The following is a 24,710-nucleotide window of genomic DNA, read 5'->3' on the forward strand; positions in this document are numbered from 1 at the left end:
CCCGAAGCATCATGGAACGGGCGGTCGGGGACTGAAGTCCCCGCCTACAGTCACGCCGTCGCTGCGCGACGGCCGCCGGGAACGGCCGGCACTGGTGCGACTGGAGCGTCGCGCAGCGACTGCAGGATCGTAGGCGGGGCTTTCAAGCCCCGTCGAGGCGGCACGACGACATCAACATGCAATCGCCCTGGGCGCCGAGCGCCGCGCGGTGACCCCATCTCGGGCGCTGTGCTAGATTGTCCGCCGACGCTCGCGGTGCAGCCGGCGTTCTCGCATGCATGACCAGGAACGGTCAGCATCGGCGTCTGTGTTCGCGCCCTGCGGACCCTATCACGACCACACGGGATGGCATCCATGCGCCCAGGCTTCGGTCAGTTCAACGTCCCCACCGACGAGTACCTCCAGTTCGCCGCCCAGTTCGGGGCCACCGACATCCTCTTCAACAACCCGATCCTGCCCGGCGGCGAACGCTGGGAGCTGTACGACCTCGTCAAGCTGCGGATACGCGTCGAGCAGTTCGGCCTCAAGCTGACGGCCATCGAGAACGTCCCGACGCGGTTCTACGATCACATCATGCTCGGCGGCCCCCGCCGCGACGAGCAGATCGAGAACATGATCCACACCGTCCGCAACATGGCCCGGGCCGGCATCCCGATCTTCGGCTACAACTGGATGCCCTCGCACGTCTGGCGGACTCCCCCGGAGCGGATCAGGGCTGGCGCGCTGGCGACGGCGTTCGACAACGACCTCGCCCAGACCTACCCGCTGACCCATGACCGCGTCTACAGCGAGGAGGAGATGTGGGCGAATCTCGAGCACTGGATCAAGATCATCACGCCCATCGCCGAGGAGGAGGGCATCCGCCTCGGCATCCACCCGTGTGACCCGCCGGTCCCGGTCCTGGGCGGCATCCCGCAGCTGCTGCGCGACTTCGACTCCTACAAGCGGCTGGTCGAGATCTACCCGAGCGACTGCAACGCCATCGAGTTCTGCCAGGGCACCATGGCCGAGATGGCCGAGACCGACCCGAGCAAGGACATCTACGGCAAGATCAAGTACTTCGGCTCGCGCAACAAGATCCTGTACGTCCACTTCCGGAACGTCGATGGCGTCGTGCCGAAGTTCAAGGAAGAGTTCATCAATACCGGCTACGTGGACATGTACCGGGCGATGGAGATCTACTACGACACCGGCTTCGACGGCTTCATCATCGACGACCACGTGCCGCAGACCTACGGGGACACCCCCTGGGGCCATCGTGGACGGGCGTTCGCCAACGGGTACATCCAGGCGATGATCGAGGCGGTGACCAAGCAGCGCGAGGCGGCCGGCATCCCGCGAGGGACGCTCAAGAACTGGACCCCCGAGCCGGTCACCGTCTGATCATCGGTCTCCACACATCGTCACGAGGGTGGCCGCGTGTCTGCCCCGGCCAGGCACACGGTCACGTTCATCTCTGAATCTGGCATAACTCCTCGCAGATCTATGACGTAGCGCCGTTAGCGTTGCGTCTCAGAACACTTCGTGACCATACTGGACCGTGGCTCACGACTCGTTCGGCACCGACCAGAAATCCAACACGGGAGGCGACGATGACCCAGGTTGAGGATATCGAAGGGATCGGGCCAGCACAGGCCGCCAAGCTGAAGACCATCGGCATCACGACCGTCGAGAAGCTGCTCGAAAAGGGCGGGTCGCCGAAGGGCCGCGACGAGATCGCCGAGACGACGGGCATCAGCGGCAAGTCTGTGCTTCGCTGGGTCAATCACGCTGACCTGTACCGCATCAAGGGCGTTGGCGCGGAGTTCGCCGAGCTGCTCGAAGCGGCCGGCGTGGACAGCGTGCCTGAGCTGGCCCAGCGCGTGCCGGCCAACCTTGCCAAGAAGATGGCCGAGGTCAACGAGGCCAAGAAGCTCACCCGCCGCGTCCCCAACGAGTCGATGGTGACGACCTGGGTGGCCGAGGCCAAGACGCTGCCGCGCGCCGTCACCCACTGACATCGCCGCGCCGCCTACCCCTGGTAGGCGGCGCTCCGTGCGTTCTCGCCCATCGCACTCGATGGGCGTTCGTGCTTTTCGGAGGGCGCCGACCGCGCCGCGCATGCCGCCCCGCGTGAGACGCCCCTGGCCCGACGAGGGAGACCACCATGGCGTTCAACTTCCTGGAGCGACTTGGCAGCCTGTTCGGCGGCCAGAGCGCCGCGCCGGCCCCGGCGCCTGAAGCCCCGGCCGAGCCAGCCCCGGAGGCTGTGGCCGAGGCGCCGGCCGCCGAGGCATACACGCCCGAGACCGCGTACACTGTGACCGAGGAAGTGGCGGCTGCTCCGGCCGAGGCGGCGGTCGTCGAATCGTACTCGGAGCCGGCGCCGGCCGCCGAGTCCGCCGGAACGTACGTGCCGCCGATCTCCATGCCGACGCCGCAGTGGTCCACCGAGCCGGCCGCCGCCGAAGCGCCCGCCGCCGAGCCGGTGGCTGAGGCCGAGCCCGTGGCTGAGGCCGCCCTGGTTGCCGAAGCGCCCCCCACTCCGGCCGAGCCGCTCAAGTCCGCCGAGGAGCTGGAGGAGGAGCGGCTCTGGGGCGAGATCGACGCGGCCTGGGGCGGCGGCGATTTCGGCAAGGTGACCGAGCTGCTCGACGCCCTCAAAGCGTACCAGCCCGAGGACGCCGCCGCCATCGACGAGAAGATCGCCGCCGCCCAGTACAACCAGGCGTCCGCCCTGGAGCAGAGCGGCGAGCTGGACCGCGCGCTCTACCTGTACCAGGAGGCTCAGCGCCGCAACCCGAACCTGGGTGAGGCCCAGTTCGCCATCGAGCGGGTCCAGGCCGCCCTCGCCCCACCGCCCGCCGAGGCTGCGCCCGAGCCGGCCCCCGAGGCCGCGCCCGCCGAGCAAACCTACACCGTGGCGGACGGCGACACGCTCTCGGCCATCGCGGAGCGCTACTACGGCGACGCCAACCAGTGGCCGCGCATCTTCGAGGCGAACACGGACCAGTTGGACAACCCCGACGTGATCCAGCCCGGGCAGACCCTCCGCATCCCAGCCTGACCCCTCTGACCCGGCGCACCTCGCGTGACGCCCCCGGCAAGTATCTCGCCGGGGGCGTCCGCCTGGGATCGTCTTCTGGGAGGCGGCGATCTTCGCCGCTCTCGTCTGGGCTGTCCTACCGGGGCGACGAGGATCGTCGCGCTCCCAGGGGTTGTTCACCTTCTCCCAGGGGGTATTCCCCTGCTCTCAGGGATGGCACCGCGCAACGCTTGCGACGCCAGGTACACGGCCTGCGCGTTCTCCGCGCCACCGCCCCTTCCGTCAAACGTCTTACCTTCGGTATCATCGCGCGGCGGCTCCGTTCAGGCTGGCGCATCCACCGCCCGCGGCCTGAGGCGTCTGCACGATCTCGGAGGCTTGTCGTCATCAACCGGCAGAACCGACAGCGCCGCCGCCTGCTGCTCTCCTCCGCGGCCGCGCTCGCCAGCGGCGTTGGACTCACTGCTCTCTCGTCAGGGGTGAGCGCCCAGCAGTCCGACCCGTCCACCGGCGTGCCAGCCTCGAACGGCACGGGCTCTCCGATCTTCTCGCCCAAGCCGGTCTGGCTCGGGACGGGCGGTTTCGCCCCGAACAGCATCACGCCGCTGTCGGCTCCGGCCCCGGCCCCTGCTGCCGCCCCGGCCGAACAGGTGCTGCCGCCCGGGGTGCGCGGTCGGGAAACGTGGAACGCCGCGCCGCCCGTGCAGCCGTACGTGCCGCAGACGCCGAAGGGGGTCTCGTTGCACCACACCGGCGCGTACTGGAGCGGCCGGCCCGGCCCCGAGCAGTACCTCCGCAATATCCAGCACTTCCACACCGGCCCAGAGCGCGAGTGGGAGGACATCGCCTACCACTACCTCGTCGACCTGGACGGCGTGATCTGGGCTGGCCGGCCGCCCACCGTGCGCGGCAACCCCTCGATCTACTACGACCCGACCGGCCTGGTGCTGATCTCGTTCCTGGGCGATTTCAGCAGCCAGCAGCCCTCAGACGCCCAACTGAACAGCTCGGCGGAGACGGCCGCCTGGCTCATGAAGAAGTACACCATCCCGGCCACGGCCCTGACCGGCCACCGCGATCACGCCCCGACCTCCTGCCCCGGCGACAACCTCTACCGCTGCTTGCAGGACGGCTCGTTCGCGGCACGGGTGCGGGACGCCCTGAAGCGGCTCGGGTGAGTACCGCCACCACGCCCAGCGCTCGCACCGACCGCCCGGCTGCTCGCCGCGCCACGGCTGGCCCTGCACGTGCAGCCGCCAGCCGCCCGACCCCCTCACGCGGGGTTGTCTGGGCTGCCCGCGCGATCATCGTGCTGGCCACCGTGGCGATGGTGCTCGGGACGCTGGAGCTGAGCCTGCGCCTCTTCGGGCCGATCCTCCCCGGCAACTACACCAGCGGCGCGTACCTGGAGCGCCACCCGATCTACGGGTTCTTCCACGTCCCGAACTACGAGGGTTGGCAGCACTCCAGCGAGTACTTTGCCCGCGTCCGCTTCAATCAGCTGGGCCTGCGCGATCCGCGCACGAGCTACGAGAAGCCGGCCGGCACGTTCCGGATCCTGCTCCTGGGCGACTCGTTCATGGAGGCGATCCAGGTCGAGCAGCAGGAGACGACGGCCGCCGTGCTGGAGCGTCGGCTGCGCGCGGCGCGCCCCGAGCTGAACGTCGAGGTCATCAACGCCGGCGTGGCCGGCTGGGGCACCGGCATCGAGGGGCTGTACCTCGACCACGAGGGCTACCGCTTCCAGCCAGACCTCGTGCTGGTCAGCTTCTTCATCGGCAACGACCTGCACGACAACTACTACAAGCTCCAGTTGGCCGGCGACGACCTGGATCTGGCCGTCAAGCCGTACTTCGGGCTGGACCGGAGCGGCGCGGTCATCACCCGAAATCCGCCGCCCGCGCCGCCGCCACCCACCGGCCTGCTCCCCGCCCTGCGCGCCTGCTGCCAGCTCTGGAACGTCTTCGAGACCGGCGTGCTCAACCGCTTCGGGGACGGCCAGGGCAACACGCCGCTCTGGGCCGCCGCCCCGATGGAGGCGCACACCCGCGCCCTCTACGACGCCGAGCCGGCCGGCGAGTGGAAGGAAGGCTGGGAGATCACCAGCCAGTTGTTCGGGCGGATCAAGGCCCGGACCGACGCGCTGCGCGTGCCGCTGGCCGTCTTCGTGATCCCAGACAGCCCACAGTTGAGCGAGGACGGCTGGCGCGAGATGATCGGCGGGCGGCGTGTGGACCGGGGCCGCGCCGACCTGGCCGCGCCGAATCGCCAGCTTGCCCTGATCGCCGAGAAGTACAGCCTGCCGATTCTGGACCTGCTCCAGCCGCTCCAGCAAGCGTCCGGCGGCGACGCGCGACGCTTCTACTTCCAGACGGACCAGCACTGGAACCGGGACGCGCACGCGCTGGCCGGCCGCGAGATCGAGCGGTTCCTGGCCGAGCGCGGGCTGATCCCGCGGCCGCGCTGACCGCGCGCTCGGTCAGCAGAGGGCACGTCTTGTGACGACGGCGCTCATCCTGGCCGGCGGCCTGCTGCTGGCCCTCCTGGGCGGCTGGGGGCTGCACCGGCTGCTCGGGCGGCCGCGCCTCACGCCCGCCGAGCGGCTGGCCCTGACGCTCGCCTTGCTGCCGGCGCTGCTCGGGCTGGCCGCGTTCGCGGGGCTGCTGGCCGGCCGGCCAGGGCCGCTGGCGCCGGCGGCGGCGTGCATCATCCTGGGGCTGGCCGGGCTGCTGGCGGGCGTCACGTCGCTGCGGCCCGCGGCCCCGCTCCCGCGCACAGGGAGCGGCGAGGCGACGGTCGTGGCGCTCGGGGCGGGGTTGTACGCGCTCGGGGCGCTCGGCACCACCCTCCTGACGCCCCTCTCCGGCGGGGCGCTGCGGATCGGGGACTGGGTGGCCCACTGGTTCCTGGTGCTGGTCTACGCCGGGCAGCCGCTCCCCGATCTGCGCGTCTTCACCAACCGCGTCGGCGACTTCGGCATCATCTCCCGTCCGCCCCTCTACAACCTGGAGGGCGGCCTGCTGGTGGGCGCGCTGGCCCAGGTCGCCGGCGACGCGCGGTTCTGGCCGTTCCAGCTCGTGACGCCGCTGCTGGCCGTCCCGCTGGTGGCGGCTGGCATCCTCTGGGCGCTGGCGCTTGGCGGGCGTCGCGTGGCGCTGCTGCTGGCCGGCCTGAGCGGGCTCAGCCCGTTCCTGCTCCAGAACGCCAGCTACCCCTGGTCGAAGATGGTGGCGGCGGCGCTGGTGCTGCTGTTCCTCTATCTCATCCGCGAGGCCGCGCTGGCGCACGCCCCCGCACGGGCGCGCCAGACGTTCGTGCTGGGCGCGTTCTGCGCCGGGCTGGCCTACCTCGCCCACCCGACGAGCATCTTCTACATCCTGCCCAGCCTGCTCTGGCTGGTGTGGCGGCGGCCCCGCCCGCTGGTGCGCTGGCCCGCCGCCTGGACGCTGGCGACCTGGGCGCTCGGCGGGCTGGCCGGGCTGCTGGCGTTCGGGCCGTGGCAAGGGTGGGTGCTGGCAACCCACGGTCTGCAAGCGGCGCTCGACGCCAACCCGGCCTCGTTCGGCGCGGACGTCTCGGACACGCTCGGGGACTGGCTGCTCAAGGGGATCGTGGCGGCCATCGGCACGCTGATCCCGCTGCCAGCCCTGGCCGCCGTGGCGCGGGGGGCGACTCCAGGTCTGGATCAGCTGCTGCGGGTGCAACTGGCGCTGCTCACGGGGGCGCTCGGCGCGAGCGGCTGCTGGCTGCTGGCGAGGAAGGTCCTCACGCCGAGGAAGGGCTCCTTCAGTCGGCTCGTCCAAAGACCGCCCTGGCTGCCGCTCGTCGTCCTCTGTGGCTTCCTGGGGCAGGTGATGCTCCAGCCGAACTGGCACGATACCGGCGATGCTGCCGAGAGCATGACGCCGATTGTCGTGCTCGGGCTGGTGCTGGTGGCGCGGGAGGCGTTGCGCCTCGGGCCAGGCTCACGCCGACTCTTCTTCGGGCTGGTGCTGCTGGAGACGGCCATCTACCTGGGCCTCTGGCTGACCTGGGCGTTCTCCTCAGCGTGGACGCGCGATCCCAACGCCGTCCTGGCCTCGCGGTACGGGCTGGAGCACCTGCGCGGCCTCTGGGGGCCAGCCGTGCCCCTCGGAGCCATCTTCCTGGCATCCGGCCTGCTCGGCAGCGCAGCCGTCCTCTGGCGCACTCTCACTGGTGGTGAGTCCTTTGCAGCACCGCGCAGTTCCACTGAACCTCCCCCTCTCCGGCCCGAAGAGGGGGTCGGGGGGTGAGGTGAATCCGGCTGGCCCCCAGATTGGCGCAGATCAGGACGTCAGCGGGTCGCCCGTCTGGCGCAGGTAGTACACCACCTTCGCCGCCACCAGCACGACTTGCTCCTGCTCCTCCGGCGAGTACCCGAGTCCGAACGGCGCCAGGACGCGCCCCGGCTCGTCGTCCGCCAGCCAGGGCACGTTTTCAGCCTCGGCGGCGGCCAGCAGCTCGGCGGGCACGATCCCGCTCGGGACCACGACCCGGACCGTCCAGACGCCGTCAACGACCTCCGGCCGGTCCTCGACCAGCAGGCCGGGCAGCTCGCGGCGCAGGCCGGCGGCGATCTTGCGGGCCATGCGCTCCGCGCGGAAGCGGGAGAGCCAGGTGTCACGGGCTCGGCCGGCCGGCCAGAGCCGATCGCCACGGACCGGCAGACCGCCGGCAGGGGCGAACGCTCAGAATTCGAGCCAGCGTGGCTCCTCGGCCATCATCTCGCTCATCGGGGCCTGTCCGGGCCGACGATGGTATGACGGACCATGACGGTGTGACGGACCATCACTCGTTCGCGGCGGCCGGCGTGTGGCGCTCGGCGCAGCCCGCGCAGGTGGCGTACACCACGACCTCGATCTCTTGATCGGCGTAGCCGCGCGCGCTGGCCGCGGCTTCGAGGGCAGGGGCCAATCCCGCGGCTTCGAGGTGCTCGATGCGCCCGCAGCCCCGGCACACCAGGTGCGGGTGCCGCTCGTCGGTCTCCGGGGCCTCGTAGCGCACTGGCCCCTCACCGAGATGCAGCTCTTGCACCAGCCCGGCCGTCCGCAGGAAGACCAGCGTCCGGTAGACCGTCGGCAGGTTCAGGCCGGGGAGCCGGCCTGCCAGCCGAGCGCGGATCTCCTCGGCGGTCAGGTGGTCGCCAGACTGGTGCAGCAGATCCCAGATCAGCTGACGCTGCGCGGTCAGACGCGTGCCGGCAGCAACCATCTGCGCGAGCGGGTGATGACTCACGTGGGGCCTCCGACCAGACGTCTCGCAACTGTACTGTGACTGCATCTGCACTGACAAGCGATCCTTCACCCGTTCACCCGCCAGCCGTCGGGGTCTGAGTGCGCCACTGGGCGGCGGCGTTCTACACTCAGACAGATTCGCTGAGGAGTCGGACTAATGATCACCGCGTATCTGCTCATCAAGATCGAGGGCGGCACCAAGATCACCGGTATGGAGCATGTGACCTCCCATCCGCAGGTCAAGAAGATGACCTGGGTGCTCGGTCCGTACGATGCCATCGTCGAGTGCGAGGTGCCGTCGATGGACGACCTCGGAAAGTTCGCGCGGGTGGTGCGGGCGTGCCCGGGCGTCTCCGAGAGCGTGACCTGCCTCGCCGTCAGCTAACGGTCGCTCTGGGAGCGGGAGCGCACCTGCTCCAGACGGGTCTGCTGTCCGTGCTTGCTACGGCTGCACGTCAATGAACGCCGTCATGAACGGGTGCGGCTCGCAGAAATACGTGAACGTGCCAACCTGGGTGAACGTGTAGGTGAACTGTTCTCCCTGGTTGAGCACGGCTGACGTCCAGGCGTGATCGCTGGCGGTGACCGTGTGCCCGTCCGGGACGTTGTCGAGGTTCGTCCAGCGGACGGTGTCGCCAACGTGGATCTGGATCGGATCGGGCAGGTAGATGTAGCTGGCGATGGTCGCCTCGACGTCGATGGACGGCGGCTGCGTCGGTGTCGGCGCGGCGGTCGGCGTCGGGACGACCGTCGCCGCGCTGCCGCCGACCGTAAATGTCACCACGTCCATGACGGCCGGGTTGAGCGAGACGTGGTTGCCGGTCGCCATCACCAGGGACGCCCGGTGCGTACCGTTCGGGACGTTCTGGAACGTCACGACGGGGTTGGCCGTGTGGACGATGTTCGGGTTGTTGAGGGGGATCGGCACACCGGTGCCCAGGTAGGGCGTCGGGTCCACGTCCAGGAAGATGTGAACGTGGACTTGCTGCGGACTGGTCGGGTTCGTCGCCTGGGCCGCCGGCACGATGGTGAAGCCGATGGTCTGCCAGCGCACGATGACCGTCGAGCCGGTGACGTTCTCGCCGCTGGACGGGCTGACGATGCGCGCGGTTGGGCCGGTGGGGCCGTTCGGGGTGTCGCGCTCGTTGCTGCCGGTCTGGCGGCTGTCGCGGGAGCCGGTCCGCTGTCCGGGCGGCAGGAGGTTGCCGGACGGCGTTGAGGTGTCGCCGTCAACATCTGCGCCCTCGGCCAGGGCATCGTAGAGCGACCCTCGGAAGCCGCTCTCGGTCAGGTCGCCGCGCGCCGTCAGGGTGCGCGCCCGGCCGCTGCTCAGCGGACTGCCGTTGCCCGGGAAGGTCACGACGCCGTTGCCGCAGTGCGAGCAGGCGACGGTCACGTTGCCGTTCTCATCCCGCCCAACGCCAAAGGCGGCGCTGCCGGCGGCGCGCGCGACGGCCTGCCCGCTCGGGTCAACGATGCTGAAGTCGAGGCGCGCGTCGCCAGTGGGCGCAAGGCGATTGACGATCATCCCCTGGACGATCTCGACCACGATCGCGGTGGCCCCGCTGGCCGTGCGTAGCTCGTGGATGATGATCGTGGTGTCCGCGCCCAGCTCGATCTGCCCGATGCCCGGCAGCTCGACAATCGCCGACGACCGACCGACCGTGGCGATGCGGTCACCCGGGCCAAGCGTGAGGCCTGAGCCGGCCGGCTGGACCGCTGAGCCGTTGCCGTGGGTGACGGCGACGGTGCCTGAGACGAGTCCAAGCTGAGCGGTCGGCTCGGCGGCGGCGAGCGGCAGCACGCCGAACGCCAGCACGGCGACGACCAGCGTGAGGGCCAGGGCACGCGTGAGCGCCAGAGTCCGCGTGAGCGCAAGGGCACGCGTCAGCATGGGGCGGCCGAGTGGTGTCACGCGGGCGATGACCTGCCTGAGAAGGATGGCGTCGTGTCGGACAGGCGGCACGGGCCACGGCTGTCCGACAGGAGGGGCGTCGGGAGGATCGTAGCCGGGGAGAGACGGCGTTGTGCTCCCGCGCACGCAGTGTGACGGAGTTGATGCACGGACGTCCAGCACGTCAGCGGGGAGGCCAGGGCAGGTGCATGATGGGCACGTCGTGCAGCGTCGTCGGGGCTTTCAACCCCCGACTGTGCGTCTTGTCCCGTGCCGGGAACACCAACGAACCCGCAAGTGCCTGGTCGGCCATCTACTGCATCAGTAGCCGTCCTCGCCGCCGAAGCGCCGCTCCAACACGAGGTCAGCCTGGGTGGTCCGCCCATCCTCGACCTTGAGCGTGGCGAGCGAGCCTTTGCGGTACCCCTGAAGCTCTACCGTCACGTCGTAGAGGCCGGGTGGGATCTGCCCCAGGGTGTAGCGTCCAGCCGCATCAGTGGTCAGCGAGGCCTCGCCGCTCTCAAGATCCGCGGAGGTCACCGTCACGATGGCCCCGGCCAGCGGTGCGCCGTCCGGCCCGGTGACCAGCCCGGCCAGTTCGCCGGTGGCCTGGGCGGCAGCCGATCCGGCCGTTCCTGCCAGCAACGCCGCTGCGATGACGCCACCCACCTGCACGAACCGCCGCCGATGGATCATGGTTGCTCCGGTGTTCGTGGAGAGTTGCCTTGGCTGAAACGAGCCGTCTGGTCGTGAGAGGACGGAGACGGTATCAGGTGAGTGGCGGTTCCCTGTGGAGGTCGGTCGGGTGCACGTGCCGGACGGCTCTCAGGAGACGTGCCAATGGCGTCAGACGGCCCCGGCGATGTGGAGCGCCGCGATCTCCGCCGCCGAGTAGCCAAGCTCGGCGGCGATCTCGTCGGTGTGCTGGCCGAGGGCGGGGACCGGGTCAGCCCGCTGCGGCATCTCCGAGAGGTTCAGCGGGTGCGCCAGCGCCCGGATCGGCCCGGCCGGCGTCTCGATGTCCAGCCAGCGCTCGCGGGCCGCAAGCTGCGGATGCTCCACCAGCCCGTCCACCTCGTTGAGGTTGCCGAACGGCACGTCGGACCGCTCCAGTCTCGCCTCGACGGTCGGGCGGTCCCACTGGCCCAGGATCTCCTCGATGAGCGGCTCCAGCACAGCGCGGTTCTTCAGCCGCGACTCGTTGCTCAGGAAGCGGGCGTCCTCGAGCAGCTCCGGCCGACCCAGCACGCCTTCGCAGAGCCGCCGCCACTGGCCCTCGTTCTGCACCGCGAGGTTGACGTACTGGCCGTCACCGCAGCGGTAGGGGCCGTACGGCACGATGATGTTGTGCCGCCAGCCGGCCCGCTCCAGCTTGACGCCGCCGTACATCCAGAATGAGGCCGGCGCGCTCATCCACTCCGCGAGACAGTCCAGCATGACCGTCTCGATGGTGCGGCCCTGGCCGGTCCGCTCGCGCTCGTAGAGGGCGGCGAGGATCGAGGAGAAGGCGTACATGCCCGAGGAGATATCGGCGATGGAAATGCCGATCTTGGCGGGCGCATCCGGCCGGCCGGTGGTGGAGATCAGCCCGCTCTCGCCCTGCAGCAGCAGGTCGAACGCCTTGCGGTCGCGGTACGGCCCGGTGCTGCCGTAGCCGGACAGCTCGCAGACGATCAGGCGCGGATGCCGCGCTCTGAGCGTGGCCGCGCCAAGCCCCAGGCGATCCGCAACGCCCGGCCCGAGGTTCTGGATGAATACGTCGGCCCCGGCCAGCAGCCGCCCGAGCAGCTCTCGCCCGCCGGTGCTCTTGACGTCGAGCGTCAGGCTGCGCTTCCCCCGGTTCAGCCACACGAAGTAGCTGGACTGGCCGTTGACGACGGTGTCGTAGCGCCGGCCAAAGTCGCCGCCGTCCGGGCGCTCGATCTTGACGACATCTGCCCCGAGATCGGCAAGATGGCGGGTGCAGAACGGCGCGGCAACGGCCTGCTCCAGCGCCACGACTCGGATGCCAGCCAGCGGATAGCCCATGATGTCTTCTGCGCGCCTCTCTGCGAGTGATCGGGGGAGATCAGGTCTCCGCCCCACCATGCTACCCCAGGTCACGCTGCCCGGGGTCACGCTGCCCGGGGTCACGCTACCCCAGGTCACGCTACCCCAGGTCGATGCTGCCTCCCAGGAACAGCACCAGGTCGTACAGGCCGTGCGCCACGATGGCCTCGCTGGTGCTCCAGCGAGCGCGCACGAACGCCAGCAGCGCCCCCAGCACGAACACGCTGACCAGCGCATCCAGGTTGTACTGAAAGGCGTGCGCCGCCGTGAACGCCAGATTCGGGAGCAGCCAGCCGAAGCGCGGCTGCAACACGCCCCGCATCAGCAATTCCTCGCCCAGGCCAGCCGCCACTGCCGCGACCACCGCCCCGACCGGCGACATCGCCGCGCCCATCAGCCGGTCCACCAGCTCAGGATCGGTGGTCGGCCAGCCCGCTGACTCCCACAGGTGGTACGTCGCGTAGTCGAGCGCCGTGCCGGCGACCCACAGCACCCCGGCCGCCACCACCCCGACGGCGAGGCCACGCACGCCAAGCGGCCGAATCCCCAGTCGGTCGAGCGCCTCGCGCAGCGTCCGCCGCAGCGGCACGCCCACCAGCAGCAGGGCCAGCGGGATCGTCCAGACGAGGTCGTAGACCATGTCCAGGATCTGCCCCCCGCTCGAACGGTCCAGCCCGAACGCCTCCGGGTCCGCGTCCACCATCAGGAGGGCCGGCGCATCGCCGCCGAGCGCGATCATCGGGACGAACGCCAGCGTGGATGCGGCCACCAGCCCGACCATCGCCTGGGCGTGGCGGGTGTCATGCGGATCGACCCGGCCGCCAAGGCGCGTTGCGAGCCTCGCCCACAGCCCGCCGATCAGCAGGCTCACCGCCCCAAGCACCCCCAGCACGGCCAGCCCGAGCGCCACACCGAGCCTCAGGAGCACGTCCGGTGAGAGGCTCCCGGTACCGTCGGGATCGACCGGCATCAGCGACGCCGAGAGCACCAGCGCCAGCCCGACCGTCAGCAGCAGACCGAAGACCACCCAGGTCAGGACGCGCAGGGCCGGCCAGACTGGCCGCAGCTGCGCCAGCACCGCCAGCAGTACAATGGCCGCGACATTCCCGAACGCCCCGGTGAACCGCCCGAGCTCGCCGTCCGCGAGGGCGCTGACGGCCAGGACAACGGCCCCGGCCAGCAGGATTCCCCCGCCCACGCCGACCTCGCGGCCATGCCCCCGCTGCCAGAGCACCTGCACCCGCCTCCACGCACGTCAGCGCACCCGCGCCCACAGGGAGTGTACGCGGTACGGCGCCCGCTCCCCCGGGGAGAGCGGCTGTCGATCTCCCTGGCGCCACCCCCGCCCGACTGGGGCGCGGGCTGCCCCTCACAGGCATCGCGCCTTCCCTCCCCCTCATCCCGAGCGACGTGAGCTTGCGAACGAAGTCGAGGGATCTTCCTCGCGTAGCCACGAAGGGGAAGATCCCTTCGCTCGTACCTCGCCGCAGTCGGGATGACGGAGGGGACGTCGTGCCGCCGCGTCGGGGCTTGAAAGCCCCGCCTACACTCCTGCAGTCGCTGCGCGACGCGCCAGTCGCACCAGCCCCAGCCGTTCCCCACGGCCGTCGCGCAGCGACGGCGTGACTGTAGGCGGGGACTTCAGTCCCCGACCGCCCGTTCCATGATCCTTCGGGGACACCAATGCACATGCCATCGCCCTGGGTACTGCTCGTGCCTCGCCGCGGTCGGGATGACGATGGAGGGCCGCAAGAAAAGACCCCGCTCCCGGTGCTCGGGAACGGGGTGTATCTTGTCGCCCGGTCGCTACCGCAGGCTTCTCACCAGGATCACCAGCAAGAGCACTACCAGGATCAGCCAGAACAGTACCAGCACAGGGTGGACCGGCAGCCCGAACGGGTACTCAGGGGCGGGCGGCGTTGGCGTCGGCTCCAGGGTCGCGATGACGGGAACCGTGGCCTGCAGGTCCGGCGAGGGGCTTGCCACCGGCGTCCCTGGCCCCACCTCCGTGCTGCGAGCGCTGTCCAGCATCCCACGGCCCTCTGGCCCGAGCGAGAACCCTGCCGCCAACCGTGGCGTCGAGGCCGCCAGCCAGCCCTGCTCCAGCAGGCGGCCGGGGATCCGCCGCGCCGCGCCCTGCCCCTCGTCGGGGTAGGCCGGATCGTGGTAGATCAACTCGTCGCCGTCCATCCCGACGATGGTGATGAAGCGCTCGCGGGCCGCGCCCTGCGGCGTGCCGCCCGGCAGGACCGCGCCCTGCACCAGCGTCGCCACCGGGTACCCGCGTCGGATCATCTCGCGGACCTGCTCCACCGTCCACTCGTTGAAGCGAGCGCCACGGTACAGGTCGATGACGTTCAGTCCTCCGCGTTCCGCCACCCGGGCAATGGTCTCGATGCGGACCGTTGCGCCAGGGCTGTAGTTGCCGTCCAGGCCGTTCATCAGCGCGCGCAGATCGCTGACGGCCACGTTGGTGCCGTACCCGCCCAGGACCATCGCCAGGCTGGCTGGCCCCGAGTTGGTGGGCGCGTAGTTCGTGTTGTCGAGCTGGGTCCGGAACGGGATGTCCAGGACGATGTTGTTGCCGCGAGCGTAGCTGCCCGTCCGAGGCTGTCCACCTGTCGCCAGGGCCACCAGGGCGCGCTCGGCTGCCAGAGCCTGCTCGCGCTGGCCAGGGGTTGCGTTCGATGGCTGTGCTGGCTGCTCGCCACCCTCGATGACGGACTCGGGCGGCTCAGACGTCTCGGGCGTTGGGAACCCGGGCAGCCCAGGGGTCGGGGCCTGCAGGCCGCTCTGGCGTCCATTGTCCGGGGCAGGCTGGACAGCGGCTGGCTGCCCGGCGCCCTGGCTGGCCGGGCCGGCCGTCGGCGGGATCGCCGTCGGGGTCGGGACCGGCGGCGGGATGATGGTGATCGGCAGGTTCACGTCGGAGTACGTGAGCACCATGTCGAACTCGATGGGGTCAGGCATGCGCTTCGGGTCGCCGATGGGCGGCAACACGCGCGCCGTCATCCGCTCCGAGCGGATCAGGCCATCTTCCAGCCCGACCCAGGCTTCCACCTGCATCGACTGGTAGACCGGCTGCGCCCCTTCGACGATGGCCTCGCCGGGGGTGATGCGGGACTGCGGCGGCGGTGTGCAGGAGGGGATCACCCGGCCCTGCGCCGTGCGGCCGCCGCCGCCAGCAATGGTCGGGGCGCTGGAGGAGGAGGAGCCGCCGCCGCCGGTGCCGTATACCGGCCGGATGCTGGTCTCCCAGAAGCGCATCGTATCGACGTCGCCCAGGATGTAGCGGGTCACGTTGCCGTTGACGACGGCCTGGCCGCCGTCCTGGCCGCGTGAGATGCAGCGCAGCGCCACGATGGCGTCGAGCGGCGCCAGCAGCCCCAGCTCGTTGCGGATCTCGCTGTACGAGACGATCCGCCAGAAGTCGTCGCTCTGCCGCTGCCGGTAGGCGTCCTGCGCCGTCACGACGATGTCGTCTACCTGCTCGTTGCGCTTGATGCGCATCGAGAGCTGCTCCGAGCCAACGCGCTGGCCCGCGTCCTGGAACACGATGGTTTCCAGGCCGATCAGCGCACCCTCGGCCAGCATGTCGATGCGCCGCCCGTCGGGGTACTTGGCAACGGCCTGCATCAGGAAGCGCGCCGAGCGCGGGTAGGCCGACGCGAGCCGTGTCGTCGGGATCGGCGTGGCCGTGGGGACCGGGGTCGGGATCGGGGTCGGAGTGAAGCGGGCGGCGGTGGCCGTGGCGCCGGCGGCGATCGCGGTGGCGGCGGCCGGTGGCACCTGCCCCGGCTCAAGCCCCTGCCCGCCAGACCGCACGATGGCGGTCGCGGTACGGTTCGCCACGGTGACGGCGGTCGCCGCGGCGGTCGTGGCCGTGGCCTGGGCGGCGCGCGCGCACGCGCCGTTGCCGTTCAGGCCGATCAGGCCAAAGTCCACCACCGCGCCGAACGTCGAGCCGATGGTGACCTCGCGGCGGGTGGAGGTCGTCGCCTTCACGTCCGAGTCGTTGATCGCCAGGGAGACGATGTACGTGCCCGAATCGACATTGTCGAAGCTGTACCGCGTGCTGCGTGAGGTGATGCGGTTGCTGCCGTCCGTGCGTTCCAGGCGGACGGTGAACGAGCCGCTGGGCGGGTTGTTGTCGAACTCAGTGGCAAGGTCTCGGATGCCGTTCTCGTTGCAGTCGAGGAACACGACCCCCGCGATGGTCCGGATGCGCTGGTCGAGGTTCGCCAGCCCGAAGTTGGCCACGCCGCCCTCGGTGGCGGTCGTCGTGACCTCGCGCTGACGCGGGGTGGTGGCCTCGAAGCCGGACGGCACCGTGATGGTGACACGGTGGGCGCCAGGGGCCGGTACGTTGCAGCGATAGCGGCCCGTCGAATCGACCGGGTTGATGTTTGGCGGGGTGTCCGCGCCGCCCACGCACGGGACGGGCACGCCGGGCGTGTCCACGCGCTCGATGGAGATCGTGACGACGTTCGTCGTCTCCAGCGGACCCTCGTTGTCGTCGATGATGCCGTTGCGGATGCGTGTATCGTCCCAGACGGTGCCCGTGATGAAGTTGCCGTTAGCGGCAGCTGGGCGGACTTGAGACGAAGACCGAGGCGTTGCCGTCGGGCTGGCCGGCGCGGGAAGCGCCGCAGCGTCCTCTCCCGGCAGGACGCTGAAGATGAGGCCAGCCATGACGACGAACGAGAGCACCCGAGCGAGCCCGGATACGTGCCCTCGGCGGTGGCGGAGTGATCGGCGTATGGTGGCGCGAAGCGCCTGGGCGAGCGATTGGAACGGCATCACGGCGCGATCATACGGAGGCGGTTTTCCGTTGACAGCAGCCCGGCCGCCGATGCTACAGGTTCGAGATCACCCCGTAGTGGCCGTGTGACGCCATCTGTGGAGGCACCCGGGACGGCGGCCAGTCGGTTGCACTGGCGCACACGCAGCCTGCGTCGCATAGGGCCGCCAGCCTGCGTCGCATAGGGCCGCCAGCCTGCGTCGCGCAGGGCCACCAGTGTACGATTCTCTCAAGCAGGCCACGGAAGGCACCATGCACAGGCAGCCCTCGCACCCAACCCCTGCACACCCGGCACAGCGCGGTCCGGCCCCATCTGTCACCTCCGACGCCGCGTCCGATGGCGGGTGGCGGGCACGCTGGCGCAAGTATCTGGCGGCCTCGATGCTCGGGGTGGCGGTGGTGGTGGCGCCCGCCTGGCCATCTGCCGCACAGGAGCGCTCGGCGCGTCGCCCAGCCTTCGAGCGCGCCCTGAGCTGGCGCGACTTCATCCGGATGCGCCTCTCGCCCTGGCTGCTCATCCAGCAGGCGAGCCAGCCCGGCGACGGTTTTGCCCCAGACTCGTACACCGACCCGTACAAGACTGGCGAGTAGCGGCACGGCACGCACACGGGTGTGACGGGCCTGCTCGTCTGGAGGCGTGAGCGTCATGGTCTCGTTCGTCAACCGCTACTCGTACCTGTTCACGAGCGCCGTTGCGATGCTGGTGGCCTGGGTTGTTGGCGCGCGCTTCGGCGGCGTCTGGCCGGCGGTCACGGTCGGCGGCGTCGGCGTCGGGCTGGCGGTCGCCCAGCGGATGCTGCGCGGCGGATCGAGCGACGTCGTCTCCTGGCGGGGCGTCCAGGAGGAGATCGGGCAGGGGCAGCCGACCTTGCTGTACCTGTTCTCCGACAACTGCGGGGCCTGCCTTGCCTCCCGCCCGATCGTCGACAGCATCGAGCGCGAGCTGGCCGTGAAGCTCGACGTGCTGCGCGTGAACGTGTCCGATGACGTGGGCCAGGAGGTCCGCGAGCGCTACGGCATCCGGATGGTCCCGACCGTCATCCTGCTGGACCGCGAGGGCGTCGAGCAGTACCGGACGGAGGGCCGCCTGCCGCGCAAGCAGGCCATCGCAGAGTTGGTGACGGGCCTGTAGGGAGCGGTGACAGTCGTGGGTACGTTTCCCGAGACGATGATCCTGCGGCCCAGGAGCCCCTACGTCTCGGCGATGGCGTCTGGCGCGTCGAACAGGGCCCAGCGGTTGAGGTTGACGATCTCGGGCAGCGGCAGCGTATCGGTTGGGAGGGGCCGGGGCGTCGGGGTTGGCACGGGCGTGCCGGGCAGTGTCGCTGGCGTGCTGAACTCTGCGCCCGTGGCCGCGTCTCGTCGCGGCGTGAACAGCACGGCAAGCTGGGCCGTGGTGACGGCCGGCAGACGAATCAGCAGGCGGCGGATGCCTGCCGTGGACTGCTGGGGCGGATCGAGCGCCAGCTCCTCGACGGCGAACGTCGCGTCGGCGGGCGACAGGATGCGGGCCTCGAGCAGCGCCCCGCCCTGGCTCAGCAGCGCGCGAGCGCCGTCCACCTCGACGGCCGCCTCGGTGTGCATCGTCCAGGTCACGTCAACCGGCTGCATCGCCTCGATCTCGTCCTGCACCAGCACCCGCGAGCGCGTGTCGCGCAGGGCGATGCCCCGGTTGACGCGCGTCGCGCCGCCCGGGGCGTAGGCAGCCGTCAGATCGGCGATGGCGAAGCCGCCGTCCGTGGCGGTGCGGAACGCCGAGAGCGGGGCTGCCGCGCGCGGGTCCTGGTTCGCGCCGTTGAGCATGAGGGTGTTCTGGCCGCTGGTCCTCAGCCGCTCGTAGGTCCAGCGCTCCGCACCGAAGTAGCCCGGCAGATCGTAGTCGTCCGGCCCGAGATCGACGGCCCAGCGCTGGCCGAGCGCATCCAGCACGAACGTCCCGAGGTCCAGGTGGGCGTGGTTCGTGGTGTTGTCACCGCCCTTGAAGCCGACGTAGAGGGCGTTCTTGTCGTTCCAGGCGGAGCGGAAGCAGGCGAGGTGGGCGGCCTGATAACGAACGTCGAGCGGCAGCGCCGCGACGTCGGCGGTCGTACCACGCGGGTCGTACCAGAGCAGGTCGCGAGCGGATGCGCCGGCCTGGGCGGCCTCGCGCGCGCCAGCGGCCAGTACTGGATCATCGTACCGGCGCGCCAGCCAGAACAGCGAGGGCGAGCCGCCGGTCCGGGCGCTGGCGTCTGCGAAGTTGAAGAAGAGGCCGGTCGGGCCGGTGACGTGGAGGCGGAAACGACCGGTGACGGACAGGCCGCGCGCGTCAGACAGCCCGAAGTCCGTGCCGAGGGCTGAGGTGAGCGCGGCCAGCGCCGAGACGAGGTAGCGGGTGCCGTAGTCCCAGTAGACCGGCCCCTCGGCCCAGGCGCCATCTGGCGCGTAGCTGGCCAGGGCCGACGGCATCGACGCGAGCGCCTGGGCGACCAGCGTCCCGGCCAGCCCTGGCTCTTCGTCGGCCACGGCCAGCGCCCCGATGATCGCGCCGCCGTTGCAGACGAAGTTCCAGTTGTGGGTGGCGCGGGTCCAGCCGGCGCGGGTGGCGTACTGCTCCTCGGTCGGCCGCAGCCCCTTCTCGACGAGCGCCCGCCGAATGGTGGCGCGCTCGTCGGCGGACAGGAAGTCGTAGAGCCAGTCGTAGCCGAGCGCGAAGGCGTGCGACATCTCGGCCACGTCGAGGAAGTGCGAGGGATTCCAGTCCGAGAAGCCAGCGGCGGCCAGCAGCTCGGCGCGCGCACGCTGCGCCCAGCGCGGATCGCCGTCCAGCCGGTACAGCAGCGCCAGGGTGGCGACGCGGTCCAGCACCGTCCTGCTGACGGTCAGCAGGCGTGGCCCGATCAGCACGCGCTCGGGGGTGGGCTGGGTCATGATGCGCGCGCCGTTCCGCACGAGGCTGTCACGATAGCCCCGAGCGACGCTGTCGGAGGCCAGCGCTCGCCGGATGCGGGCTTCGTCGTCGGGGGAGAGCAGCAGGCGCGGGTGGGTCAGACGGAGGGTCTGGAGCACGGTCTCACGGGTCACGGTCGGTGTGACTCCTGGGATCGGCGTCGATCCGGGCATCGGCCGCCCTGGCGGCTCGGGCGTGCTCGTCGGGGTGAGCACAGCGGGGCCGCTCGTCGAGGTGGGGGCCGCAGGCGGCGTGGCCGTCGGGGTGGCCGGCGTATCGGTGGGCGTGGCCGTGGCAGTGGCTGTCGCCGGGGGCGGGGGCGGGGGCGAGGTCGGGGTCAGCTCGGCGGGCGTGGCGCTCTGGCCCAGGGGGGCAGCCTCGGCGCTGCGCGCCAGCGAGCCGAGCAGGCCGGTGCTGATGGGCAAGGCAAACAGCACCCAGCCAGCGCGCCGCATGAGCGCGCGCCGGGTCAGCCGCCAGCCCGGTTTCAGGGACGCCCTCGGCGCACGGCGCATCACAGCATCTGCCCCAGGACGTACAACGAGGGATCTCGGCCAGAGGTGCACGAGACCCCCCGCCTGGGCGGCGAGGGCAGCGCCAGCGGCCACCCGGGCCGGCTAGACGTGCAGGAGCTCGTCCAGCTGCTTGCGGCTCGGGTTGACGTACAGCTTGCCGTCGATCTCGAGGGTCGGAACGGTCCTGAAGCCGCCGGTCTCCTTCTCGATCTGCTCACCGTACTCGGGGTGCTGCTCGATGTCGATCTCTTCGTAGGCCACGCCCTTGCTGTCAAGATAGCGCTTGGTGCCCTTGCAGAAGCCGCACCACGTGGTAGTGAACATCTTTACCGTGTTTGCGTCGGCGGTCAAGGGATTGTCCTCCTGCTCGGTCGCTGCCATGATCGGTCAGCCCGGTCAGTGAATGCAACGTTCGAGCCGGGGACGGTATTCCAGGGCCGGATTCCCGCACCTCCCGACCCGCTGCGCAGCACGCAGCACGCAGCAGATTGGGAGGTGCGGGAATCCTGAGCGCAGCCCCCATGCCGCTTGGCGGCACCTCAGAGGATGACCATGGAGAGCTACCGATGCAGCTCGGCCGGGGTGGACCAGGCCGAGCCGGCAGACGGCTGGCTCAGGCCTCGTCGGCGGACGACACGCCGTGCGCCCGGCGCTCGTGGTCGCCGGCGCACGCCCCGCGCGCACCGGCATGGCCCTGCTCGTCCTGGCCGACAAAGCGCCGCCGGCGGGGCAGATGGATGTGGGACGGCTCGTCGCCGGAGAGGTCCAGACCGCGCACACGCCAGCCGCCCGCATGAGACCAGACCTTGTTCTCGATCATGCGTCACACATCCTTTCTCTCGGAGCGCGCCGCGAGGCGCGACCGGTAGCAGTCAGGAGCCCTGGCCGCGTATACTGAAAGCGGAGCCACCTCCGCTTCGACTGGGAGTATAAACGGAGGAGCCTCCGCTTTGTCAAGCAACGGGGTCTACTGCCGTGGTCACCTTCGCTCGTCCCCTCCGGGTTGACGCGCAGCGCAATCGTGAGAAGCTCCTGGCCGCCGCGATGGCGGCGTTCGCCGATGACGGCGAGGATGTGGCGCTGGAGGCCGTCGCGGCCCGCGCTGGCGTCGGCATCGGCACCCTCTACCGGCACTTTCCCAACCGCGACGCCCTGGTCGTCGCGGCGTACCAGCACGAGGTGGACTCACTGTGCGCGGCGGCCGGCGAGCTGCTCGCCAGTCTGCCGGCCGACATCGCGCTGGGTCGCTGGCTGGACCGCTTCGCGGACTACGTTGCCACCAAGCGCCGCATGGGCGATGCGCTCTGTACCGCCGTCTCCTCCACCGAGTCGCCGGTCTTCGCCGAGACGAAGGCGCGGATTCTGCGGGCGCTCGGGCAGATTCTCGAGGCGGGCGCTGCCGATGGCACGCTGCGCGCAGACGCCGCGCCGGACGACGTGATGCGGGTCATCAACGCCGGCTGGTACCTGCCGGACGGCCCGCAGTGGCGGGAGACGGTGGGCCGGATGCTCGCGCTGGTCATCGACGGGCTGCGCTACGGGGCGGCAGCCCGCGCGCCCTAGCCCCCCGGTGGACGCTCACCTGCCGCCTACAGCTGTCTGGCGCTCAGTTGAGCCAGTTCGTGCATCTCCTCGGCGGTGCGCGCATAGAGGCGGCGATACACGCGGTAGTACCTCTCGTAGATCGCCGTCGTGGCAGCATCAGGCTGCACCGTGCGCCCAATCCTCACCCAGTCCTCGGCGAGCGGTGCCAGGTCACGAAAGAGGCCGATGCCGTACCCGGCCAGGAAGGCGTCTGCCAGGGCCGCGCCGATCGGCCGCTCCACGCACTCCAGCGGCCTGCCCGTCACGTCGCTCACGATCTGCATCCACGGGCTACTCTGGCTGCCGCCGCCGACAGCCACCAGCCGTCTGGGTGTCACGCCGGCCTCGGCCATCAGGTCAAGGTGGTGCCGGACGCCGTAGGCCACGCCCTCCAGAAGACCTCGGTACAGGTGCGCTCTGGTATGCGACACGGTGAGTCCCAGGATCATGCCGCGCGCCTGGGCGTCGAAGACCGGGGTGCGCTCTCCGCTGAAGTACGGCAGCACCACGATTCCGTCAGAGCCGGGGGAGATGGCCGCCGCTGCATCGTCGAGCAGGTGGTAGGCGCTGACCCCAGACTCGCGCTCGGTCTGGAGCTCCGGGAGCGAGAAGCCGTCCCGAAACCAGCGCGCCAGCGCCCCGGCCGTCGCCATGCCGCCGGACAGCCGGGACAGGCCCGGCACCAGGCTACAGCCGCCATAGAGAGACGGGTGCGCACGCGGCTCGGCTGACAGCACGCACAGGCACATCGTCGAGCCGAAGACGAGGCAGCCCTCATCGGCCTGGATCGCGCCGGCGCTCAGATACTCGGCCAGCACGTCCATCGAGCCGCAGATCACCGGTGTCCCCTCGGCCAGGCCGGTCTGACGGGCAGCCTCCGGCGTGACTTCGCCAACCACGTCGGCGGCTGCCCGAATCTCCGGGAGCAGACGGCGCGGCACGCCGACGCGCTCGCACATGGCCGCGTCCCACTGGCCGCGCGAGGCATCGTAGCAGGGCGTCCATGCCTCGGCGTTCCCGTTGTCGATCGCGTGCACACCGGTCAGCCGATGCACCACGAATCCGGTGGCTCCCAGGAGCTTGCCGGTCTGCCGCCACCGTTCTGGCTCGTGCTTGCGGAACCAGAGGATCTTCGGGACCACCGATTGCGCCTGCAAGCGCTGCGCGGGCGGCGTACTCGGTGCATCCCAGCCCAGATCGCGATTGAGCTGCTCGACCTCCGTGTGCGCTCGGGTGTCGATGCCGTAGAGGACGCCCGGCCGCAGCGGCTGGCCGTCTGCGTTCACAGGGACCATCGCGGGCGCGAGCGCGCTCACGCCGATGGCAGCCACGGCCCGTGGATCGGCGTGACTCTCGCGGAGCAGCACCCGGGTGACCCGGACGACGTCCCCCCACCAGATGCTGCCGGCATCCTGCTCGGCCCAGCCAGGAAACGGACGGCTGACACCGTGCTCGACCGCGTGATAGGCCACGACCTGCCCGTCGAGCGTAACCAGCGCCCCCTTCGTGGATTGGGTGCCGACATCAATGCCCAGCAGATAGGTTGGGGCCACTCATCGGCCTTCGTGGCGGCCTTCGTGGCGGCCTTCGTGGCGCGCGGCCAGATCTCCGCGAATGACGCCGTCGGTCTCGTGCTCGGATCGGGCCAGCGCCAGAACAGCCGTCGCGGTGATGTCGTCCGTCACCAGCGCCTTGAGATAGCCCCCGCGCGCCGCACCGAGGATGGCGGCCGCCTTCTGCTGCCCACACGCCACCCCTACCACCAGCGGCACCGCGCGGAGCTGCCCCAGGTCCAGCGCGACCATACGCCGGTCCAATGACGTGACGCACGGCTCGCCGTCGCTCCCGAAGAACCGCGTACAGATCTCGCCGGCTGCGCCAACATGCCGCAGCTCGGCCACCTCGCCGTCGGTGACCGGGCGGATCTGTCGGCGGCGACGCTGGACCGTTCGCTCGCTGGCGTCAGACTCCACCGAGACAGGCGTCTCCGGGCCGGCCGGCGTCGGCTCCAATGCGCCGATCCCCACCAGCGCGACGGTGCAGGATGCGAGGCGCGCCATCGCACGCTGCACGCCGGTATCACGCAGGAGCGCGTCCCGAATCGTCTCGGTATCGAGAAGCGACGGCACGGGGATCAGCACCAGCCGTTCCATGCAGCCGAGCTTTTGGGCCAGGTGCAGTGCAACCTCGGCCGAGGAGTAGGCTGCGCCGTCGCCCAGATAGGCCACGGCGGTGCCCAACTGGACAACCGCGAGCTGCTCGATACTCGTGGCCGGCATGACCTGGACGGTGTGGGCCACCGTTTCGCCGCCGGACACGCCCAGCACGTCGTTCGGTTGGAGGACTCGCAGGAGGTAGTCAGCGGCGGCGCCAGCCACCGGGCTGAGCATCTGCCCGCCCACGATGCCGCCAGCGTTGACCACGACGGCCTCGCGCAGCCCAAGCTCGACTTCGAGCTGCCGTTCGAGATCCAGGGAGAACCGGGCCGGATAGTGGATGCTGATCTCGACCAGCCCACGCTCGCGCGCCTCCTTGAGCATGCGCGACACTTTGGAGCGGGAGACGCCGAGCTGACGGCCGATCTGATCCTGGTTCAACCCCTGCTGGTGGTAGAACTGCGCCACTTTCACCAGCAGGCGCGTGCCCAGGTCTTCCACG

22 protein-coding genes are annotated in these 24,710 nt (G+C 70.4%); 10 read left to right on the plus strand and 12 right to left on the minus strand.

All coding sequences use genetic code 11. The features are described from left to right. The first annotated feature begins 354 nt into the window (after nucleotides 1-354). From IT306_17400 to IT306_17425, 6 genes are all read left to right on the plus strand, one after another. On the plus strand, nucleotides 355-1,383 hold the full coding sequence (locus tag IT306_17400; protein ID MCC7370204.1) for a mannonate dehydratase: 1,029 nt from the start codon (nucleotides 355-357) through the stop codon (nucleotides 1,381-1,383). Between the two features lie 209 nt (nucleotides 1,384-1,592). Further along, nucleotides 1,593-1,997 carry a DUF4332 domain-containing protein gene (locus IT306_17405; protein ID MCC7370205.1) on the plus strand — a complete coding sequence of 135 codons (405 nt, stop codon included), beginning with the start codon at nucleotides 1,593-1,595 and terminating at the stop codon, nucleotides 1,995-1,997. 410 nt (nucleotides 1,998-2,407) lie between these two features. Further along, nucleotides 2,408-3,046: a LysM peptidoglycan-binding domain-containing protein gene (locus IT306_17410; GenBank protein MCC7370206.1), complete on the plus strand. Its 639-nt coding sequence runs from the start codon at nucleotides 2,408-2,410 to the stop codon at nucleotides 3,044-3,046. Nucleotides 3,047-3,504: 458 nt separating this feature from the next. Continuing rightward, a complete protein-coding gene (locus tag IT306_17415; GenBank protein MCC7370207.1) occupies nucleotides 3,505-4,203 on the plus strand; it encodes an N-acetylmuramoyl-L-alanine amidase in 699 nt (232 codons plus the stop codon). Further along, on the plus strand, nucleotides 4,200-5,492 hold the full coding sequence (locus IT306_17420; GenBank protein ID MCC7370208.1) for a hypothetical protein: 1,293 nt from the start codon (nucleotides 4,200-4,202) through the stop codon (nucleotides 5,490-5,492). The genes IT306_17415 and IT306_17420 overlap by 4 nt, the downstream gene beginning before the upstream one ends. Before the next feature lie 31 nt (nucleotides 5,493-5,523). Continuing rightward, the gene (locus IT306_17425; GenBank protein MCC7370209.1) at nucleotides 5,524-7,299 is read left to right on the plus strand and encodes a hypothetical protein; all 1,776 of its coding nucleotides are present in this window, start codon (nucleotides 5,524-5,526) and stop codon (nucleotides 7,297-7,299) included. Between the two features lie 33 nt (nucleotides 7,300-7,332). Here IT306_17425 and IT306_17430 read toward each other — a convergent pair whose 3' ends face one another. After that, nucleotides 7,333-7,635 carry a hypothetical protein gene (locus IT306_17430; GenBank protein MCC7370210.1) on the minus strand — a complete coding sequence of 101 codons (303 nt, stop codon included), beginning with the start codon at nucleotides 7,633-7,635 and terminating at the stop codon, nucleotides 7,333-7,335. A gap of 199 nt (nucleotides 7,636-7,834) precedes the next feature. Continuing rightward, a complete protein-coding gene (locus IT306_17435) occupies nucleotides 7,835-8,281 on the minus strand; it encodes a transcriptional repressor (GenBank protein ID MCC7370211.1) in 447 nt (148 codons plus the stop codon). A 156-nt stretch (nucleotides 8,282-8,437) separates the two neighbouring features. On the opposite strand from IT306_17435, the gene IT306_17440 reads away from it, so the two are divergent. After that, the gene (locus IT306_17440) at nucleotides 8,438-8,665 is read left to right on the plus strand and encodes an Lrp/AsnC ligand binding domain-containing protein (protein MCC7370212.1); all 228 of its coding nucleotides are present in this window, start codon (nucleotides 8,438-8,440) and stop codon (nucleotides 8,663-8,665) included. 57 nt (nucleotides 8,666-8,722) lie between these two features. Here the strand turns inward: IT306_17440 and IT306_17445 are convergent, their stop codons facing one another. The 5 genes from IT306_17445 to IT306_17465 all read right to left on the minus strand — a co-directional run bounded on the left by IT306_17445 (nucleotide 8,723) and on the right by IT306_17465 (nucleotide 16,915). Further along, a complete protein-coding gene (locus IT306_17445) occupies nucleotides 8,723-10,174 on the minus strand; it encodes a hypothetical protein (GenBank protein ID MCC7370213.1) in 1,452 nt (483 codons plus the stop codon). 321 nt (nucleotides 10,175-10,495) lie between these two features. Further along, the gene (locus IT306_17450; GenBank protein ID MCC7370214.1) at nucleotides 10,496-10,870 is read right to left on the minus strand and encodes a carboxypeptidase regulatory-like domain-containing protein; all 375 of its coding nucleotides are present in this window, start codon (nucleotides 10,868-10,870) and stop codon (nucleotides 10,496-10,498) included. Between the two features lie 150 nt (nucleotides 10,871-11,020). Next, nucleotides 11,021-12,202: a CoA transferase gene (locus IT306_17455; GenBank protein MCC7370215.1), complete on the minus strand. Its 1,182-nt coding sequence runs from the start codon at nucleotides 12,200-12,202 to the stop codon at nucleotides 11,021-11,023. Between the two features lie 121 nt (nucleotides 12,203-12,323). Beyond that, nucleotides 12,324-13,457 carry a CPBP family intramembrane metalloprotease gene (locus tag IT306_17460; GenBank protein MCC7370216.1) on the minus strand — a complete coding sequence of 378 codons (1,134 nt, stop codon included), beginning with the start codon at nucleotides 13,455-13,457 and terminating at the stop codon, nucleotides 12,324-12,326. A gap of 572 nt (nucleotides 13,458-14,029) precedes the next feature. Beyond that, on the minus strand, nucleotides 14,030-16,915 hold the full coding sequence (locus IT306_17465; GenBank protein ID MCC7370217.1) for a C39 family peptidase: 2,886 nt from the start codon (nucleotides 16,913-16,915) through the stop codon (nucleotides 14,030-14,032). A gap of 361 nt (nucleotides 16,916-17,276) precedes the next feature. On the opposite strand from IT306_17465, the gene IT306_17470 reads away from it, so the two are divergent. Then, complete coding sequence (locus tag IT306_17470; GenBank protein MCC7370218.1) at nucleotides 17,277-17,615, plus strand: hypothetical protein; 339 nt, start codon at nucleotides 17,277-17,279, stop codon at nucleotides 17,613-17,615. Between the two features lie 55 nt (nucleotides 17,616-17,670). After that, the gene (locus IT306_17475) at nucleotides 17,671-18,156 is read left to right on the plus strand and encodes a thioredoxin family protein (GenBank protein MCC7370219.1); all 486 of its coding nucleotides are present in this window, start codon (nucleotides 17,671-17,673) and stop codon (nucleotides 18,154-18,156) included. Between the two features lie 59 nt (nucleotides 18,157-18,215). Here the strand turns inward: IT306_17475 and IT306_17480 are convergent, their stop codons facing one another. The 3 genes from IT306_17480 to IT306_17490 all read right to left on the minus strand — a co-directional run bounded on the left by IT306_17480 (nucleotide 18,216) and on the right by IT306_17490 (nucleotide 21,288). Further along, on the minus strand, nucleotides 18,216-20,408 hold the full coding sequence (locus IT306_17480) for a heparinase II/III family protein (protein ID MCC7370220.1): 2,193 nt from the start codon (nucleotides 20,406-20,408) through the stop codon (nucleotides 18,216-18,218). 162 nt (nucleotides 20,409-20,570) lie between these two features. Continuing rightward, a complete protein-coding gene (locus tag IT306_17485) occupies nucleotides 20,571-20,849 on the minus strand; it encodes a glutaredoxin family protein (protein MCC7370221.1) in 279 nt (92 codons plus the stop codon). Between the two features lie 232 nt (nucleotides 20,850-21,081). Further along, nucleotides 21,082-21,288 (minus strand): hypothetical protein, encoded by a 207-nt coding sequence (locus IT306_17490; protein ID MCC7370222.1) that lies wholly within the window; start codon nucleotides 21,286-21,288, stop codon nucleotides 21,082-21,084. A gap of 224 nt (nucleotides 21,289-21,512) precedes the next feature. Between IT306_17490 and IT306_17495 the strand changes: the two genes are divergently transcribed. Beyond that, nucleotides 21,513-22,031 (plus strand): TetR/AcrR family transcriptional regulator, encoded by a 519-nt coding sequence (locus IT306_17495; protein MCC7370223.1) that lies wholly within the window; start codon nucleotides 21,513-21,515, stop codon nucleotides 22,029-22,031. Nucleotides 22,032-22,057: 26 nt separating this feature from the next. Here IT306_17495 and IT306_17500 read toward each other — a convergent pair whose 3' ends face one another. Both IT306_17500 and IT306_17505 read right to left on the minus strand, forming a co-directional pair. Then, on the minus strand, nucleotides 22,058-23,605 hold the full coding sequence (locus IT306_17500; protein MCC7370224.1) for a sugar kinase: 1,548 nt from the start codon (nucleotides 23,603-23,605) through the stop codon (nucleotides 22,058-22,060). Then, entirely contained in the window at nucleotides 23,606-24,709 is a 1,104-nt protein-coding gene (locus IT306_17505) for a sugar-binding transcriptional regulator (protein MCC7370225.1), read from the minus strand. Nucleotide 24,710 lies beyond the last annotated feature (1 nt).

This window comes from Chloroflexota bacterium (assembly GCA_020850535.1).
Lineage (GTDB): Bacteria > Chloroflexota > UBA6077 > UBA6077 > JACCZL01 > JADZEM01.